General features: G+C 46.0%; 6 protein-coding genes and 2 tRNA genes. 7 read left to right on the top strand and 1 reads right to left on the bottom strand.

Annotation, left to right across the window (positions count from 1 at the left end; genetic code table 11):
* Positions 1 to 52: 52 nt before the first annotated feature.
* The gene (locus OO016_RS02765) at positions 53 to 1,738 is read right to left on the bottom strand and encodes a glutamine--tRNA ligase/YqeY domain fusion protein (protein ID WP_266010630.1); all 1,686 of its coding nucleotides are present in this window, start codon (positions 1,736 to 1,738) and stop codon (positions 53 to 55) included.
* 276 nt (positions 1,739 to 2,014) lie between these two features.
* On the opposite strand from OO016_RS02765, the gene OO016_RS02760 reads away from it, so the two are divergent.
* From OO016_RS02760 to OO016_RS02730, 7 genes are all read left to right on the top strand, one after another.
* Positions 2,015 to 4,276: a T9SS type B sorting domain-containing protein gene (locus OO016_RS02760; RefSeq protein ID WP_266010628.1), complete on the top strand. Its 2,262-nt coding sequence runs from the start codon at positions 2,015 to 2,017 to the stop codon at positions 4,274 to 4,276.
* Positions 4,277 to 4,283: 7 nt separating this feature from the next.
* Positions 4,284 to 6,380, top strand: a complete 2,097-nt coding sequence (locus tag OO016_RS02755; protein WP_266010626.1) for a PorP/SprF family type IX secretion system membrane protein — start codon at positions 4,284 to 4,286, stop codon at positions 6,378 to 6,380.
* A 66-nt stretch (positions 6,381 to 6,446) separates the two neighbouring features.
* Positions 6,447 to 18,200, top strand: a complete 11,754-nt coding sequence (locus OO016_RS02750; protein ID WP_266010625.1) for a T9SS type B sorting domain-containing protein — start codon at positions 6,447 to 6,449, stop codon at positions 18,198 to 18,200.
* A 20-nt stretch (positions 18,201 to 18,220) separates the two neighbouring features.
* Positions 18,221 to 19,165 carry a PorP/SprF family type IX secretion system membrane protein gene (locus OO016_RS02745; protein ID WP_266010624.1) on the top strand — a complete coding sequence of 315 codons (945 nt, stop codon included), beginning with the start codon at positions 18,221 to 18,223 and terminating at the stop codon, positions 19,163 to 19,165.
* A 45-nt stretch (positions 19,166 to 19,210) separates the two neighbouring features.
* The gene (gene folB, locus OO016_RS02740) at positions 19,211 to 19,567 is read left to right on the top strand and encodes a dihydroneopterin aldolase (protein ID WP_266010623.1); all 357 of its coding nucleotides are present in this window, start codon (positions 19,211 to 19,213) and stop codon (positions 19,565 to 19,567) included.
* Between the two features lie 55 nt (positions 19,568 to 19,622).
* Positions 19,623 to 19,694: transfer RNA gene (locus tag OO016_RS02735), tRNA-Cys, on the top strand.
* Between the two features lie 102 nt (positions 19,695 to 19,796).
* A tRNA-Cys gene (locus tag OO016_RS02730) sits at positions 19,797 to 19,867 on the top strand.
* Positions 19,868 to 19,901: the final 34 nt, after the last annotated feature.

Raw genomic sequence — 19,901 nt, 5'->3', positions numbered from 1 at the left:
CCCTGTTTCTTATAGATTCAGGGGTTTATACTTTTTGGTATGTTGCTATTTGTTAATCCTTCTGCTCCAGTTTAGCCCAGGTATCTCTCAGAGTTACCGTGCGGTTAAAGACCAGTTTGCCGGGTTCTGAATCCAGATCAACATTAAAGTAACCCAGTCTTTGAAATTGAAAACGATCGCCAGGCTGGGCAGAGGAGAGGCTGGGCTCCACATAGCCTGTAACAAACTTAAGGGAATCCGGGTTCAGGAACTCCATAAAGTCCCGGTCCTTATGTGCGTCTGGCGTTGCATCCGTGAATAAACGATCGTACAGGCGTACCTCAGCAGGTACAGCATGGGGTATGGAAACCCAGTGCAGGGTTCCCTTTACTTTTCTGAGGCTTTCCTCTGTGCCACTGCCGCTTTTGCTTTTCGGGTCATAGGTACATTGTATCTCGATAATATTCCCGTTTTCATCCTTGGTGCAGGACTCAGCCTTTATAATATAGGCATTTTTGAGTCGAACCTCACCGCCAAGCTTCAATCGGAAAAACTTGCGGTTGGCCTGTTCCCTGAAATCCTCACGTTCGATGTAAATCTCCCTGCTGAAAGGGACTTCCCGACTGCCGGCGGATTCATCTTCGGGGTTGTTCTCGGCCTGCAACCATTCTTCTTCCCCCTCAGGATAATTGGTAATTACCAACTTTACCGGATTGAGTACAGCCATTACCCTATCATCAATTTTATTTCGATGCTCCCTTATATGGAACTCCAGCAAGGACACGTCTACTACATTTTCCCTTTTGGCTATACCAATAGTATCGCTAAAATTCCTAATGGACTCCGGAGTATAGCCTCTTCGTCTGAGTCCCGAAATGGTAGGCATCCTGGGATCATCCCAGCCATTTACAATTCCGTCTTCCACAAGCCGCAGGAGTTTGCGTTTGCTCACTACCGTATGGCTGAGGTTTCGCCTGGCGAATTCTCGCTGCTTTGGCCTTATCTTATCCGGGTCCACAACCTGGTCCAGAAACCAGTCGTACAACTCCCTGTGGGGGAGGAATTCCAGGGTACACAAGGAATGTGTAATCTGTTCTATATAATCGCTTTCGCCGTGGGTCCAGTCATACATGGGATAAATACACCAATCGGTATTTGTTCGGTGGTGTGCCTTGTGCAAAACCCGATACATAATAGGATCCCGCATCAGCATATTAGGTGAGGCCATGTCTATTTTGGCCCTGAGCACATGGGTTCCCTCTTCAAAATCCCCATTCTTCATTCCCTCAAATAGCCTCAGGTTTTCCTCTACTGACCGGTCCCGATAAGGACTGTTAGTTCCTGCTTCCGTTGGGGTTCCCTTTTGCCTGGCCATTTCCTCAGAAGTCTGGCTGTCTACATAGGCTTTGCCTGCTTTAATAAGGTCAACCGCCCAGTCGTAGAGTTGTTGGAAGTAATCTGAGGCATAACATTCCGTATCCCACTGAAATCCAAGCCATTCCACATCCCTTTTGATCGCATCTACGTATTCCTGCTCTTCTTTGGTAGGGTTGGTATCATCATAACGCAGATTGACCGGCGCGTTATAATCCAGCCCCAGGCCAAAATTGAGGCAAATACTACTGGCATGACCAATATGCAGATACCCGTTTGGTTCCGGTGGAAAACGAAATCTCAGCTTCTCTTTCGGGAAGCCATTCTTCAAATCTTCCTCAATGATATGCTCTATGAAATTCAGCGATTTAGCAGGCGCGCTCATACATCCAGAATTGAAGGACAAATGTAGGAAAAATGCAGGATTGGCGGGATATAAAATCGCCTCACCATAGAATAATCCGATTTCACAACATATTTAAATAGCCCTACAACAATAAATTCTAGGGGCGAAGGGAAAAATACATATTTGTTTTTGAATAGTATGTTCGGCCGCCAAGAGTAGAGTATGAAAGATTTAGAAGTTTTAATCAACGTTTACGGTTTTTTCCGAACATACCCAATTGACCGGTGAAACTGTAGTCTCCCAAAACTACGACCTATGAAACCACAATTACGCACATCACTGACAAGCATCCTTACGGCTTTCGCCATGCTGGCTTTCCTGGCTATGGAAGCCCAGGTGCTCAATGCGCCCGTTGCTGCACCAAACCAGACTCCCCCTGCGGGAAGTTCTCCCTGGTCACAGGCCTGTGCATCGGACAGCTTTAACGATTACTGGGTGAATTTCACCTGGAGTCCTCCGCTTGTCAATGGTGACAACGAGTTTATCCTGGAACTTTCAGACCCTAATGGAGATTTCAGCAGTCCGGTGGAACTGGCACGGGATGGTTCTAAAAACACCACCTTCGACTTTTATTTCCAGTTTGCACTTCCCACTGATATAAGGGGTGAAGGCTACCGAATGAGGGTCAGGAGCACCAGCCCGGCTTTAACAAGCCCTGCATCAGATCCTTATCCTATGTACTACATAAGCGTAAACACAGGGATAACCATACGCCCTCAAGGCCAGGCCGACTTTGGAGATGGAACGGCTCAGGTTTGTGATGGAAACTCCATAACTCTAGAGGTTTACGGTTTGTCTAACCCTGATACCTATCAGTATAATTGGTATCGCAGCGGCACCCCAATAGCAGATAAGGGTTCTTCCATTACGGTTTCTCAATCCGGGATGTATAACGTTGAAATTGATTACGGTTCCTGTTCCGGATCAGGAAATACCTTATCCAACTTAATTGATGTAACTGTGGGAAGCAGCCTGGGCATTGCTATCAATCCGCCCGCAAAAACAAGTCTTTGTAGCGGGGAGACAGCAGACCTGGTAGCCAATATCACCGGAGCAGGACTAACCTATACATGGTTTAAAGACGGAACAGCGATTACTTCGCCAACCGTAGACGATGATACTTATACAGTTGATGCTTCTGTTGCCGGTTTTGAGGGCGACTATGAAGTAGAGGTTTTCGGGCCGGGTGCTTGTGTAGAGCGTTCAGCTGCAGTAACTATAACTAATGCTGGCAATTTCACTGTTGCGCGCGACAATCCGGCTGAGCTGGTAGTATTGCCAGGATTTACGGAAACCCTAAGCGTATCTACCGATGCTTCATCGCCTACTTATCAATGGTATAAAGATGGTGTTGCCGTATCCGGCGCAACCAGCAATACGCTGGTAGTTGGGGATGCTGACAGTGGCGTATATTTTGCGCGTGTTTCCCTTAGTGGGGGAGCCTGTACCGCCACTTCCATAGATTCGGAAACCACCACCGTAGCGGTACCAAGCAGTATTAATGCCACTATAGCCTATGCATCGGCTTATACAGAATGTGTAAATACAGATATTGTTCTGGAAATAAGCACATTAACTGCTGATATCTCGGGAGGAAGCACTATTGATGTGACTTCCCAGCTAATTTCAGGCATCAGTGCGCAATGGAAGAAAGACGGAGTTAATGTAGCCGGGGCCACTTCCAATAGTATAAGTCTTACCGATGTTAGTGAAAATGGGGATTATGATGTAGACATTGCTATAAGTGGTTATGCGGACACTTCCAACGCCCTTTCCGTTCGCTTGTTAGTAAATGAGGTGCTTACCATAAGCAGCACCAGCACCACCAGCTGTGGTCCTTCTGAAATAATCACGCTAAGCACTACAACAAGCCTGGCTGGGGAAACATTCTCATGGTACAGGGACGGAGCAGACCTTGGTGTTTCTACCGAAACCCTGGACACCACTGAACCAGGCACCTACCAGCTGGTAATAGACAGAAATGGATGTCCCCTCGGCTCCAATGAATTGGTAATCAGTCCGCTTAACCCGGATTTAATTACCCTTGACTCCCCTGATAATGTGGTTTTCCCTGAAGGAACTTCACGAACCGTTACGGCCAGTGGAGGAGATTCCTATCGCTGGTTAGACCAGAACAATATTGAAATGAGCACCAGCTCTTCCATGACTTTTTCAGAAGAAGGAAGCTTCCTGCTGGTTGCCAGGATCGGGAACTGTGAAGTATCCCGGGCCATTACGGTACAATATCTGGACACTTTTAAAGTGCCCAATGTGGTATCCGCCAATGGCGATGGCATAAACGACTTGTGGGTAATCCCTAACTCCTATTCCAACCAGACCGATGTGAATGTGATCATTTACAACGATAGGGGTGAAGAGGTGCTCAACGTATTCAACTACCAAAACAACTGGCCTGAGTCTTCAACTTCGTTTCCGCGGCAGAACATGGTGTTCTATTATAAAATCCGCAATGCAAACGAGGTGCTTAAGCAAGGCACTATAACGATCATCCGCTAAACCGACCATGAAACTGAGATTTGTATATGTGATATTGTGCTTTCTGGCTCTGACAACAACTGTCAGGGCGCAGGAAGAAAGTCCGTTTATTTCTTATGATGTTCCTTCGCAGAACCTCCTGAAATTTAACCGCTTTCTTATAAACCCGACCTTTTCCACGGTTCGGGAAGACAAATCCTATATCAATCTCCTTCACAGAAACCAATCGGTTTCTTTTGATGACAACAATCAGACTTATTTCCTGAGTTACAGCGGTCGGATGAACGACAGGACCGGGCTTGGGGTAAGCCTTTATACCCAAACAGAGGGGGTGCTCCGAAACTATGGTGTTCTGGCTAATTACGCATATGGAATCAAACTTAGCGACAAGAGTAATTTTACTTTTGGAGCCAACTTTTCTTATTACAATAGTGGGCTGGACCTGAACCGGGTAAACACAGTAGAGGACGATCCTTTCATCAGTGGATTTCAGGATGCATCACTTTTGTCTTTTCAACCTGGATTCAACCTCTCCTATGGAAACTGGGATTTTGGACTTTTTGCTGAAAACCTGTTTGATTACAACCTGAAAACTAGTGAATCCATTACGGATTTTCAGGATAAAACATTTTCGGGACATCTACAATATACCCATCAGTTTAAAAACGATACCGGCATACTGGAAGGCGGTAGGCTTATGCCTTTGGCTCGTGCCAGGAAAGTAGGGCAGGAAGAGTTTGTTCTGGGAGGTAACCTGATTATGGACCTTCCTAAAATAGGATGGTTGCAAGGTGGATATGATAGTTTCTACGGGGCATCAGCAGGTATAGGATTTAACCTTAACCGCAGGTTATCTATCGGATATACCATGGAAAAAGGCCTGTCCAGCAACTTCGACAATTTTGGGCTTACCCATGAAATTTCTTTTGCATACTCGATTACCCCTAACCTGACCGAAGATCGGGTGATGCTGGAAGACGATTTTGAGGATGCTCTGGTCAATAATGAAGATGAGCCCGAAGACGAACTTACGGCTGCACAGAAAGAAGCTGAAATAGAAGAGCTTAAAAGACGTCTTGCAGAGAATGACGAGATCCTTGCCGAACTCATCTTCAGACAGGATTCTCTTGAACAAAATCAGCAACGAGACCTGGAACAGCGGTTTGAGATGGTAATGCGCATGGTTCGCCGGGAAACCCAGGGCAAGCGTCCTGAAATTGAGGAAAAAGCCAAAGAGTTGTATTTCAACCCGCAGGCCGAGCAAGCTCTAGCCGAGCGGCAAGCCCAACAGGAAGACAAGCGAGAAAAAGCATTGCTAGAACTTAAAAAACAGAAAGACGAGTTGGTACAGGATTACAAAAAAGAAGAAGTGGTCCCTGAAATCACCAAAGACAGGACTGAAATAGTAGCTACCAAGACCGAAACAACTACAAAGAAAAAGATAAAGCCTTCCGTTGTTAAAAGCCGGAAATTCCGTGATCTGGACGGGGTAACCGATGGCTATTACGTGGTTGCCAACGTATACAAGGGTGATTACTACCTGAACAAGTTTGTGGACAAACTCAATAGTAAGGGTATTGATGCAGATTATATAGACAACCCAAACAACGGCATGAAATACGTATACCTGAAAAGGTATGATTCCTGGAAAGAGGCCAAAGAAGCCTATGAAACCAAGATGGGCGGTGCTTATGACGGCGACCTCTGGATCATGAATGTAGAAAACAGGTATACCAATGAGGCTTATGTAGAAAATACCAGAAAGCTGGAAGAAAAATCATCCCGCTATGCTAAGGATGTTCTGCGGCAGAACGTAGTAGTGCGGGATAATGTAAAGGAAGGCCAGGAACCCAAGACTTATGAGTTGAAAGGTGTAGGTGGCGGATATTACATCATTGCCAACGTATTTGCCAACCCAAAAAATGCCAACCGCTTTGTAAAATTATTGAATTCCAGAGGCTTAAGTGCCAGCTACTTTATAAATCCCGAAAACAACTATCGGTATGTTTATTTAAAAAAGCATGATTCCTGGAACAATGCCCTGATCTCTTACTACTCAAACCTTAACGACGCATATAACGATAAGATGTGGATTATGCGCGTGACACCAAACTTAATAACCTAGATGGAAGCCCTATTTAAAAAAACAACCTTTTTAGGTATACTTTTCTTTTTGGTCAGTCAAGTCATTATGGCCCAAAACAATCCTGTGATTGATTTGGTAGAAACTCCGAATAATGATATAGACGGACAAGTGGTAGTCTGCGCGAACGATGGGAGCCAATTGCCACACATTTTTTTATGTGGGGCAAATGACGTGGCAAATCTAACTGTAAGCTATCCCGGAAGCACAATAGAATGGCAGCTTCTCGATGAAAACAGCTGCACAAACTTTGGAGACAACTGTACCAATCAAAGCCAGAGTTGTACTTATACCACTGTAGCTACTGGGGAAAACTTCCCTGTAGGTCAGGACGGTAAATATCGTTTGCGGGTTAACCTTGGTAATGGGGTTTTTGAAAACCATTATTTTCATGTCTATCAGAACAATCTGGACCTGCAGTATCAGAAAGCAGATATCGGTTGTGAGCCTTTTGGAAACATAACTATCACTAACCTCGGTGGTCTATATGGGTTTCAACTGGTTAATGCAGACAATGATCAAGTTATTGTTCCTTTTAGTGCCAATAACGGACCTTCATTTTTAATACCTGGTAACGGAAACTACAGAATAGAGGCAAAACAACTCGATGGTATTAACGGAAATCCCATTCCTAACAGTTGTCTTTTCAGCACGCCGGCTATACCTATATCAACAAGTACCTTTTCGGTATCCGCGACATCTACAGAAGCGGATTGCTCCGGAGTTGCCACAATTACTGCAAATCTTTCTGATGGTTCCCCCAACTATACCTATGAGCTCCGGTTAAACGATGGCCTTGATGGCGGCAGGGGCACCCTGGTCCAGGTAGTAACCGGACAAACTTCGGACAGCTATACCTTTACAGGAGTTGGTCAGGGAGAATACAGCGTTGTTGGGATTAATAGTGATGGTTGTGAGCAATCTGATGTTGTCACTGTTGCTGTAGACCCCAACAATACGTTGAGTTTTGAGGCTCGTGTATCACAGCATATTACGTGTAAGGAGGGTAATATTCTAGTTGATCCGGCCGGAGGTAAGCCCCCATACCGATATGCCATTTGGCAGCATATTGACGAAACCGACAACCTTATTACTTCCTATAATTCCCCTTCTGAAATTCCCGCAAGTGAATTTCAGACAAGCGAAATATTCGACATTCTAACCCCCGGAAACTACACCTTTGTCCTGGTAGACCGATTTGGTTGTTTCACAATCTCAAATTCGGTTGATATAGAATTTGTGCCGCCAGCTGAATTCGCGGCGCCTACGGTTATTGACCAGGCCTGCTTTGGAGAGGCAACGGGTTCTATTCAAATGAACCTGATTGATGACAACGGCTATCAACTGACCTACTACCTTTTTGATGAAGTCATTCCTCAACAGGATGTTTTCAGCGGCAATTTTAATCTTAACGACGCCATTGCCTCGAACTTATCAGGGTTTTTTCCCGGTTTAATGCAAGGTGATTACACCATTGTAATCAACATGAGAAAGGGAAGTGCTGACTGTGATTTTCCCTATTATTATTCTGTTGATGGCCCGGCGATAGAACTTGGTGGAGAAGCAATCCTCATACAGCCCTATTCCTGTGTGCAAACAGGAACCATCCGTGCTAATAATTACGGTGGTGGGGTTTCCCCATACGAATTCAGTCTTGATGGTGCCAGCTGGCAGACAGACGACATGTTTACTGGCTTGCTTCCCGGAAACTACACTATTCTAATGAGGGATGCTCTGGGATGTGTGGTAGAAACGAATCCTGTAGAAATTCTGGATGTAGACGGGCCTACAGATTTGGTCTTTTCACCTACCCCGGTTACCTGTACTGCTCCCGGATCTGATGTTACTGTAACTGTTGTTGGGGGTACGGGGCCATTTGATGTCCAAATAACATCTCCGGTAATACAGGGTGCTACAAGCATTACTGACGATGTTGCCTTATTTGAAGGCCTTAGCCCGGGAACCTATACGTTCAGTGTTACGGACACCAATGACTGTACTTACCAGGAAACTTTTACCATAAGTCCGATTACACCTATCGGTGTTTCAGGTCAGCTCATCAGTAATGTGACATGTTTCGGGGACACCAATGGAGAAATCACTTATACGGTTGCTGGCTTTAACAGTTCTTATGACTACACCGTGACCGGACCAGCGAGCTTTAGCAATGCCGGTGAAACTTCACCAACCATATCACTCCCCAATCTTGCTGCAGGTACCTATACCATCGTTGTTACTGACAATGAAACCAATTGTACAGACACAACAGATGTAACCATAGCAGGGCCTCCGGCCGAACTGATCATTTCAGATCTGATTGTAACGGATTTGAGTTGCTCTGCCAGCGGAACGGCTACCGGCTCTGTTTCAATATCTGCTACTGGTGGATGGGGTGGTTATGAGTATGAACTGCTAGATCCCAGTGGAACCAGTACAGGACTACAAAGCAACAATTCTTTTACCGGCCTTAACGATACTTCAGGAGACTATACCGTAATTGTAAGAGACGCAGGAGGGTGTGAGATTACACAAACCTTTGCCTTATCACCGATAGTGAATCCGGTACTGGACATTACGGCAAACAGTCTTTGCTACGACAGTGCCACGGGGCTTACCTTAACAGCAACCGTAACCTCCGGAGGCGAAGCGCCCTTCCAGTACCGCCTTAACGGAGGTGCTTATCAAACCAGTCCTGATTTTACTGGGTTAGGGCCGGGAAGTTATACAATAGATGTTATAGACAGCAGAAATTGTACGGCCTCCACCAGCATAGATGTCTTCCCGACCCTTGCGGCTACTGCAGCCCTTGTGAAGGACTTAGATTGTTCGGCTACGCCGAATGCCGAGATCAGTGTTGATATCTCGGGCGGAAACCCCTCTTTTACATATGAGGTAATACGAGACGGGTCTGTTGTACAAGCCAGTACTGCAGTTCCTGCTATTCCATTTTCATACTTTACCTCAACTGCAGGTCTCTATGAATTCGTAATAACAGACAGTCAGGGGTGTACGGTAACCACCAATCAGGTTGTGGTAACGGACAATGGGCTTCCGGTTGTTTCTGAAGTTATTACTAATCCGCTGTGCGACGCCAGTGCGGATGGCATAGTAGAATTACAGATTTCCGGAGGTACGCCTCCATATCAGGTAGTGTTTGATGGTTCAACACCGTCTTCACAGACTACCTATGCCGGACTAACTGCCGGCAATTATAACTATACCGTGACTGACGATAAAGGATGTCAGGCTTTCGGAACAGTAACTCTGGTGGCCCCGCCAGCCTTGATACCAGGCACCATAGACATTATACAGGATTATCGTTGTGATAATGCTTCCGCCATCCTGCAGGCAATAAATTACTCAGGGGGAACCTTTCCCTATGAATTCAGCCTTGATGGTGTAAACTGGCAGGGTTCCGACACCTTTAATACGGGCATAGCTGCCGGCAGCTACACCATAACTATTAGAGATGCCAATGGGTGTGTTGCACAAACTCCTGCAGTTGTTATAGATCCGCTGAACCCCCCAACTGATCTTACATTTACCCAGACTGCTCCGACCTGTCCAGCAGTAACCGCCGACGTAACGGTTTCGGTTGTTGACGGAACTGCGCCTTACACCTACGAGATTATTGCACCTGCGGCGAACGTGGTCAACAATGGAAACAACAATGTTTTTGCAGGGCTGCCGCCAGGAACCTATACATTCCAGGTTACGGACGACAAAGGATGTATAATTCAGGAAAATTATACAGTTGCAGACATCCCTCAGGTGGATGCGATTTCCCAGCTCGTTAGCAATGTGACCTGTTTTGGCGATACTGACGGAGCATTTACATTCACTGTAAGTGACTTTGCAACTACCTACAGCTATGTGGTAACAAACGGTTCAGCTGCCGCTGTGCAATCGCAAAACAACATCAATCTAACCACAGCAATATCTGTAGCTGGTTTAGCTGCAGACACCTATACGGTTACCATTACGGACGACACCACTGGTTGTAGCACCACTACCAGTGTTGTAGTGGTCGGCCCTCCTGCAGCATTAGGGTTTACCTATGCTGCCACTCCGGTAACCTGTGTCCAGAACGGCACCATTACGGTAACTGCCACAGATGGCTGGGGAGGATATGAGTACCAGTTGGAAGATACGGCAGGACCTGCCATCGTGGTTCCGTATCAAAGTTCAAATACTTTTACCAATGTAGTTCCGGGAAGCTACAACATCTATGTGCGGGACGCTGAAGGCTGCGAAACAACCCAGCCTGTAACCATTGATCCTGCAGCTGCGCCTGTTATTGCATTTGCTACATCTGATTTATGCTACGATTCAACAAACCAGGCGTCCTTATCAGTTTCTATAACGGACGGTGTAGCACCATATACCTACTCCATAAATGGTGGCGGGCAAACCGCAGTAACCGGAAACCCGTTTACAATCAGCAACCTTATCCCTGGAACTTATGATATACAGGTAACCGACGCTTATGGCTGCGTGTCCAATATCATTACGGAAACCATCGCGCCGCAGTTACAGGCTTCTGCAATTGTGAGCAAGGCTCTGGATTGTAGTGTTTCTCCAGACGCAGTTATCGACGTTTCTATAAATAACGGATACACCCCCTATGCCTCTTATGAGGTGCGTATTAATGGAGGCGGCTGGTCTGCACCTGTTGCATTAGCCGGAAATAGTTTTAGCTATACAACAGCAGTTGATGGAACTTTTGATTTCAGGATCACAGACGCGGAGGGTTGTACCGGATTGACCCAGGCCATTGTAGCGCCCATTACCACACCTGTAATTAGCTCTTTGCTACAGACCGCGGATATCCTGTGTAATGGTGATGCCGGGGCTTCAATTCAGGTAACCCTGGACACAACCCAGGGCGTGGCACCATTTACCATTTCCGTGGTAAATACTACCACTTCCACAAACTATGGAACACAAACTTCCGGACTTCCTGCAGGCACCTATGAAGTAACCGTAACCGATGCCAATTCCTGCTCGGATATGGAGGTAATCGTGATTGGGGAGCCCGATCCTATCGCTTATGATATTAACTTAGTGCCCATCACCTGTACCGCCTCAGGGACCAGCTTAGGCTCCATAACTGTGGAGAATCTCACAGGAGGCACTGCAGGATATACCTATTACCTGACAGGGAATAATGGAACTAACCAGCAATATAATGCTACTACCGGAGAAGACCACACTTTTACTATCCTTCAATTTGGTATTTATGAAGTAGACGTTGTGGATGCAAACGGATGTTCCGTGCGAACTACAAATATTATTGCCTCACCGCCGAGTGACCTGAATATTGATGTTAGTGCCCTTACCGTCGATTGCTCGGCAGGAGGTACTGCAACTGTAACCGTTGCTGCGGGTGGCAGTGGAAACTATCAATTCGGAATACTTGAGACCTATATTTCACCGTATTCGTCATCTTACCAAGGGCCTGACGCTCCGGGAGGAGACACTGCTACATTTACATCGCTAACCCCTGGTGTTACCTATACTTTTGTGGTGTTCGATGTAGGCACGAACTGTTATTATTTTGAGACAGCAGATGCTCCGATTAACAGCCCGTCGAACCTTACATCTACTTTGGATGCTATAAACAACATCACTTGTACAGGAAATGCTGATGGCAATGTAAGTTTTACATTTGACAATTATGATGCAGGAGCCACGGCTGTTTCTTATGAAATTTTCAATTCCCAATCTAACACTACCACTGGTATATCAGGATCTCAGCCTGTAAACCCTCCAGCTGTGGGAACCGGAGTTTTCGTTCCTAATTTGGGCCCATTGCCAAGGGGTATTTACTATATTCTTTTTACAGAAGTTGGAGGGACAAACAACGGATGTTCTGTTGCTTCGGCTGAATTCACCATTACGGAATCGACCAACCTGCTGGCAGTAACCGCCAGCCTGGAGCGCAATGATAACTGTAACCTAAATGCCGGGCAGGTTTCGGCAGTGGGTCAGTTTGGGACGGCCCCTTACGAGTATCAAATTGCACTGAGCGCCGACCCTGCACCCACTGAGGCTACCTGGGCGGGAAGCACCGCAAACGTATTTAATGTTGAAGGTGGCGATTATATCGTATACGTCAGGGATGCCAACGGCTGTATACAGTCCGATCCGGTATTCGTGCCTACTGATCCTTCCCCCGATATTACTGTGGCGCTTAACGACCAGTGTCTCGCAACAGAAGGAAATTACAGCGTAGATATTACTCTAGATGTCGCAGGCATTGCTCCCCATGCTATCCGTATAGACGGCGGTGCCCCTCAGGCAGCACCGGGACTTGTTAATGCAGGCAATGTTATCACAGTGTCCAACCTGAGTTCTGGAGTGCATACTTTTGAAATTATAGATCAGAACGGATGTAGTGAGATTGAAAGCATTACCATTTATCCTCCTTTAAATATAGCCGCCAATATTACAGCTGACGAAAACTGTGATCCGGCTAATTCAGGAGAGGTAACCGTTACGGCCAATGGAGGTTCCGGCAGCTATTCTTTTACACAGGTTAGTCCCGCAGGACCAACCAATCCGACCGGAATTTTTACCGGATTAACACACTCCATAACCTACACTTTTGAAGCGGAAGACACCGTTACGGGCTGTACAACAACAGTTAATGTGGTGCTGCCAGCACCGGTTATTCCAAGCTTTACACTAAGCGCAACTGATGTTAGTTGTTTTGGTGGAAGTGACGGCTCGATTACTGTAACCCTGGATCCGGGCAATATAGACATCCCTTATCTCTACAGTCTGGATGGGGGAACCACCACCCAGGTCTCCAACATATTCACTGGTCTGGCACAGGGCAACTACAATGTGACCGTTATCTCATCCAAAGGTTGTGAAGATACACTGCCCATTTCAATAGCTGAACCAAGCGAACTTTCTATATCAGCCACTGCTTCTGCCTTTAGCTGTGACGATTCTGCTAGCACTATAACTGTCACTATAAACAATGATGGCTTAGGCAACCCTTCAGGGACCAGTCCTTATATGTACAGTTTTGATAATGGGGCAAATTTCCAAAGCGCCAGTACAATACAGGTTCCGTTTGGTTCTCCTGATGTAACCGTGGTTGTACAAGATGCCAATGGCTGTACAGACACTGTGGTTGTTCCCATTCCGGTTATGCAGGAGGTGACTGCTTCAATCAATCCGCTGCAGGCTATAGATTGTGTAAATGGTGCTGAGATCATTGAAATAATAGCGGCTGACGGTTCCGGAAGCTATAACTACTTTGAGCTTCCCGCTGGCAATGTGGTGGCAGATCCTTCAAATATCGTAATCACCCAGCCTGGAACCTATGTTTATGAAATTGTAGATGCCGTTACAAACTGTTCTGTTATTGTAGAGCATATAGTTCCTCCCTATGATCTGATGGATGTTACCGCTACCGTTCTTACTGATGCTACTTGTAGCGACAGTACGGATGGAATTATTGAGGTAACCATTAGTGGATATACCGGAACTTTTAACTATCAGGTCCTGGACAGTAGCGGAGGTTTTGTTGCTGGTGCATCAGGGCCGGAAAATGCCACTTCTGATCCATATACCTTTAATGTGACTGCATCATTGCCTGCAGGAAGCTATACTGTTCAGATTACGCAAACAGCATATCCGGAATGTATAGGGGAATCTAATGTGGTCACTATAGATGCTCCCGAGCCTCTTGCGCTACAACTACTGGATAATGTTAATGCCAATTGTAATATGGCTAATGCTGTAGTAACCGTACAGGCTACTGGCGGAACAGCTCCTTATGAATATGGCGCAAGTGTAAGCGGTGCAGGTGTGCCCGCAACATTCCCCTTTGATTACACAGTAGAGCTAGACCCTGCAGTAAGTCTTAACTGGGATATCTATGTGAGGGATGCCAATGGGTGTCTCGTAGCTGCGCCATTAGCTGTTACGGTAGACACAGACACCTCTCCTGATATCTCATTGGCTGTAGCAGATGAATGTGCGCCTGAAGGTAGCTTTTCAATTACGGTTACCCTCAATGCTGTAAATACAGGAATACCACCATACCGCTTGAGTATAAACGGAAGCGCATTCCAAACCGTAAGTGCATTTCCCTATACCTATACAGCTCTGAATTCCGGGCCATATAACATTGAAATCCGGGATTCGAATGGATGTCAGGATCTTGAAAATATAACTATTGAACCAGAGCTATCCATAAGCGCATTTGCCGTTACTCAGCCCAGCTGTACCGCAGACGACGGAGTAATAGAGTTTACCGTAGGCGGAGGCTCAGGGTCCAATACTGTTGAATTGCTGAGGTCAGACCTCACACCTACCGGTATTGTCCCTGCCGGCAACCAGTTTACCGGAGTGGCCTTCGGAGATTATATCGTAAGGGTAACTGATGATACCCTCGGTACTCCAAATTGTGTGGCAGAAGCTCCTGTTTCTCTGGAAGAACCAACGCCTGTTACTTTGTTGGCAACAGACTGGACAGATGTGAGTTGTGCAGGCGGTTCTGATGGTTCCATCACCATTAACCTGGAACCAGCCAGCCCAGGAGTGAACGACAATCCTCCTTACACCTACGAAATAACGGATGGCACAACTACTATAACCCAGGACACTAATGTGTTCGCTGGTCTGCCAGCCGGTACATATGACATCACAGTTACTTCCAACAGAAACTGTATTGCCCTGGATCAGGTCACAATCAGTGAGCCCGTGGCGCTGGATGCTGCTATCACAAACGTAGTGCCTTTTGCCTGTGATCCTTCGAACAATCAAAGTGCTGCTACCATTGAAGTAACCATAACCGCCGGCACCGGAACGCCAGATTATTTCTACAGCGTAAACGGAGGCAACTTCCTTCCGACAGGCGGAAATGTCTTCACCCATAGTGTGACTACAGCTGGTAATTATGATATTGTGATTCGGGACGCTAATGGATGTTTGTTCCCGCTTCCAACCCAGACAATTGAACCGTTGCCGCAGATTGTCCTGGATCTTGCCGTCGGAGCTGCAGATTGTCCAACTGGCCAGGAAATAACCGTGACTTCTACCGGACATTCTTCCGTGCCAGCTACTGACCTTACTTTTGAGCTACTAGAAACAGGTGATGTCAGGCCAAACCTGACAACGGACAGTCAAGTATTTAATCTTACAGCGCCTGGTATATATACATTTAGGGTGACAGACAACATCACAGGCTGTTATGAAATTATAAACTATGAGGTTGATCCAAGCCCTCAATACAGTGTGGCGCTAACGGCAGTTACTCCAATTACCTGTTTCGGCGACACTGATGGGACTTTAGAAGTCACTTTTACCGGGTATGCCGGTGCATATGACTACGAAGTGTTTAATGAAGATGGTTCTTCTACCGCGATTTCAGGCAACAACAGCAATGCACATCCATTAGTTATAGCCAATGTTCCTGCAGGCAATTATTTTGTGCGTGTTACGCCTCTGGATTACCCATACTGTGATCCGGAAGACACCCTGGTGCAAACAGTGGCATCGCCTTCAGAAGCCCTGGATGTTTTAATTGAAGAGCTAATGGCTGCAGGCTGTCCTGATAATCTGGGTGAAATAAGCGTGGTTCCTCAAGGTGGCTACCCCCCTTATGATATTACTTTAACTCATAGCGGTGGTCAGCAATACACGGTAAATGATGTTAATGCTCATGTCTTTACAGGGCTTCCATCTGGCAGCTATACTGTCGATGTGATCGATGCGCAGGGTTGTTCCTGGACCGGAGGGGCAAATGTTGCACCAACACCTCCAATAATTGCCAGTGGAGTGGGAACTGCAGCTGTTTGTTATGACAATCCTGATGGAACTATTGTTGTGAGTGCTTCAGGAGGGTCCGGCAGTTATAACTACTTTATCAATTATTATGATGAAACCGGGTCTACAATAGAATTTACCCCATCTGTTCCTCAGCTTAGCAACGAATTTAATTCGTTAGGAGAAGGATATTACAGTGTTACAGTAGTAGACAATTTGGGTTGTTCCGATACGACTAGTATCATTCATCTCGATGGTCCCGACCAACTGCTTGCGGAACTTGAGCTAACCACGGCAATGACGTGTGTTGATGATGCTGTTGTTACTCTTACAGCAACCGGTGGTACAGCGCCTTATGAATTCTTTAACCCGGACAACAGTACGTGGGAAGCATTCAACGCTGGTTCACAGCACATTTACAGCGTGGCCGAAGGAACGCATTATGCACAAATCAGAGATGTAAATAATTGTCAGTACACAACTCAGGTTCCCGTAGTCATAAACCCGATTCCTGATGTTGACCTGATCATTGAGTACGCGAGTCCTTCCGTGAATTGTGCCGATTCCGCAACCGCTTCCATTTACGCCTATGCCGTTGGTGGAATTGGAAACTACACCTTTGATCTAATGCTTAATGGTGGCCTGGTGACATCGGTTACGGATCCGCGAAGCGTGATCTTTGAAAACCTTTCACCTGGTAATTACACCGTAATAGCTACAAGTGAAGGGGGTTGTAATCCCGATCAGGAAACTGTAATTATAGCGAATCCCGCGCCACTTATCTTTTCCTACGACGCGGATAACGTTAGCTGTAACGGCAATGAAGACGGTGCTATTACTTTAATGCTGTCCGGTGGAGGTGGTGGCTATCAATATGCTATCTCGCCTAATCTTGACCAGTTCTTCGAGGAAGATCCCGAGCAGGGGCTTCCGGCAGGACAGTACAGGTTTGAAGACCTGTCGCCTGGTACCTACACTGTTATTGTACAGGATGCCAACGGATGCTTCTATGTTGAGGATATTGAAATAATTGATCCTGATCCAATTACTATTACTCCCGGCATCATAGAGCCTGTAGTGTGTTCTGGGGAGGCTAACGGATCTATCTCGATCTCCATTGAAGGCGGTACCGCACCTTACAGAACCGCATTTAATTCGAATGCTGATGGTGATTTTGTGGATCTGGGAGACAATCCAACCTTCGATAGCCTTGAAGAGGGGACGTATGCCATATTTGTAAGGGACGCTAACGATTGTGAGAATGTGGTTGTTCTTGAAGTGCCTGGCGGGGTTAATCTCAACGCAACAGTAGCACCACTATACGAATGTACCGGAAATATACCAGGTAATTATGTCAATATTACCATGGAAGATCCAACTGTTCTTGATTCCATTATGTATGCACTGGACTCTACAGATCCTGCTGATATGCAGTTAAATCCTGATTTCAGGGATCTGGCGCCAGGAAGCCATTACATTGCTATATCGCATACCAATGGTTGTGTACGGACCTTTGATTTTGAAATTGATAGTTATGACGCGCTGACCCTTTCTCTTGAACAAAATAACATCAATGAGATAACAGCAGTAGCTGCGGGCGGATTACCTCCATACACCTTCTATTTCAATGATGACAACAACGGTAGTGACAACACCTACTATATTAACCGAACCGGCACCTATACGGTACGAGTGGTAGATCAGTTAGGTTGTGAGGTGCAAGCTCAGGTTTCCATGGAATTTATCGATATCGAAATCCCTAATTTCTTTACCCCGGATGGAGATGGTATGAACGATACCTGGATGCCGGATAATATGGAAGGCTTCCCTGAGATACTAATAAAAATTTATGATCGTTATGGTAGAGTAGTTGCTGAGGAAGCCTATGGAACCCAGGGATGGGATGGGAAATACCACGGCAACGATTTGCCTACCGGAGACTACTGGTATGTTATTAAGCTCAATGGAGAAAATGACGACCGGGAATTTGTAGGCCACTTTACACTCTATCGATAACTAAACAGAACCTGGACGCAATGCGCAAACCTTTAATAACCGTAATACTCCTGTTCATCACATGGGCTTCAGCAGCCCAGGAGCTTACCCTGCCACAACTTTCGCAATACCTGGCAGACAACCCTTTTGTGATGTCGCCCACCTATTCTGGTATAGGAGATCATATAAAGGTTAGGATCAACGGCCTTACCCAGTGGGTGGGTATCGAAGATGCCCCGGACACACAATCCCTTGCAGCTGATGCCCGGATCGGGAACCGCTCCGGTGTGGGTATGCTGCTTTACAACGATAGTAACGGGGAAACCAAGCAGCGTGGTGCTCGTCTGTCTTTTGCGCACCACCTCACCCTGGATAAGTACGATGATGAATTCCTGTCCTTTGGTATATCGTATAATTTTAACCAGTTCCGGATTGATATCGAGAATTTTGACAGCCCGGATCCCAGTGTAACAGACGATCGAAGGACTACCAACCACAATTTTGATGTTGGTGTACTATATCGCTATGATAAGTTTTATTTCAGCCTGAACGCCTCCAACCTGCTGGAGAAAGACCTCACCCGTTTCAATCCGGTTTTTGAGCCCAACAGGTTGCGGAATTATTACATCTATACGGGATATCGATACAGCAAGAACAAGAACAGCAGACTCGAAATTGAGCCCTCTGTCTTTTTCCAGTTATTCGAAAGTGATGGGCGTTCGGTTACCGACCTGAATACCAAATTCCGCTGGTACGATTTTGAAGATTACTACTATGCGGGTGTGACCTATCGCTTTTTGAATGACCAGATTGGTAACCCACTCTATATTGCTCCGTTGGTTGGACTTAAAAAAAGTAATTTTTACTTTGGGTATTCGTACCAGATCATATTGAATGAAATACTCGGTTTCTCCACAGGAACCCATGTGGTAACCCTTGGCGTAGACCTGTTCCAGGGGCTTAGCAATTGTCGTTGTACTTATTAATAAATAGCCCTCAAAAACCTTAAGTTTGCACAAAACCTGAGGGAAATGGGAATAGTTCGCGTTGAAAACATCCGGCTTTATGCCTACCATGGGTGTCTTGAAGAAGAGGCTATAATAGGCTCTGATTACAGGGTAGACGTAGCCGTTGAGGCTGATTTAGCAAAAGCGGCTAATTCAGATAATTTGGAAGATACCGTAGATTACGTTCATATACACCACATCGTGCGTCAGGAAATGAAAATTCGATCCAAATTATTGGAACATGTGGGAAAAAGGATAATGGACCGGATATTCGAAGAAATGGATCTGGTGTCCCATGCAAAAGTGGTTATTTCCAAGATAAATCCGCCAATTGGAGGAGATGTGGAACAAGTTTCGGTAGAATTACATAAAACTCGTTGAACTGCCCGGTTCCTCTTTTCCTGTAAACTAAGCTTGGTTTATATTTGAAGGTTATGGCATCGTGGCTGAATTGGTTAGGCTAAGCCTCGCAAAGGCTTACATAGTGGTTCGAGTCCACTCGATGCCTCAAAAGATAAAAGAAGTGGAAAGGGGATAGTCTTGAATATACAGATTATCCCTTTTCTTTATAGCTCTTTCCCTAAAATCATATAAATTTGCAGTCTGAAAAGGCATCGTGGCCGAGTGGCTAGGCACAGCTCTGCAAAAGCTTGTACAGCGGTTCGAATCCGCTCGATGCCTCAAAAAAAGACCCTCTGTTCAGGAGGGTTTTTTA

The organism is Lentiprolixibacter aurantiacus, from assembly GCF_026241225.1.
In the GTDB taxonomy this organism is placed as follows: Bacteria; Bacteroidota; Bacteroidia; order Flavobacteriales; family Flavobacteriaceae; genus Lentiprolixibacter; species Lentiprolixibacter aurantiacus.
The sequence above is the reverse complement of the archived record's forward strand: the minus strand, read 5'-3'. Positions and strand labels throughout refer to the sequence as shown.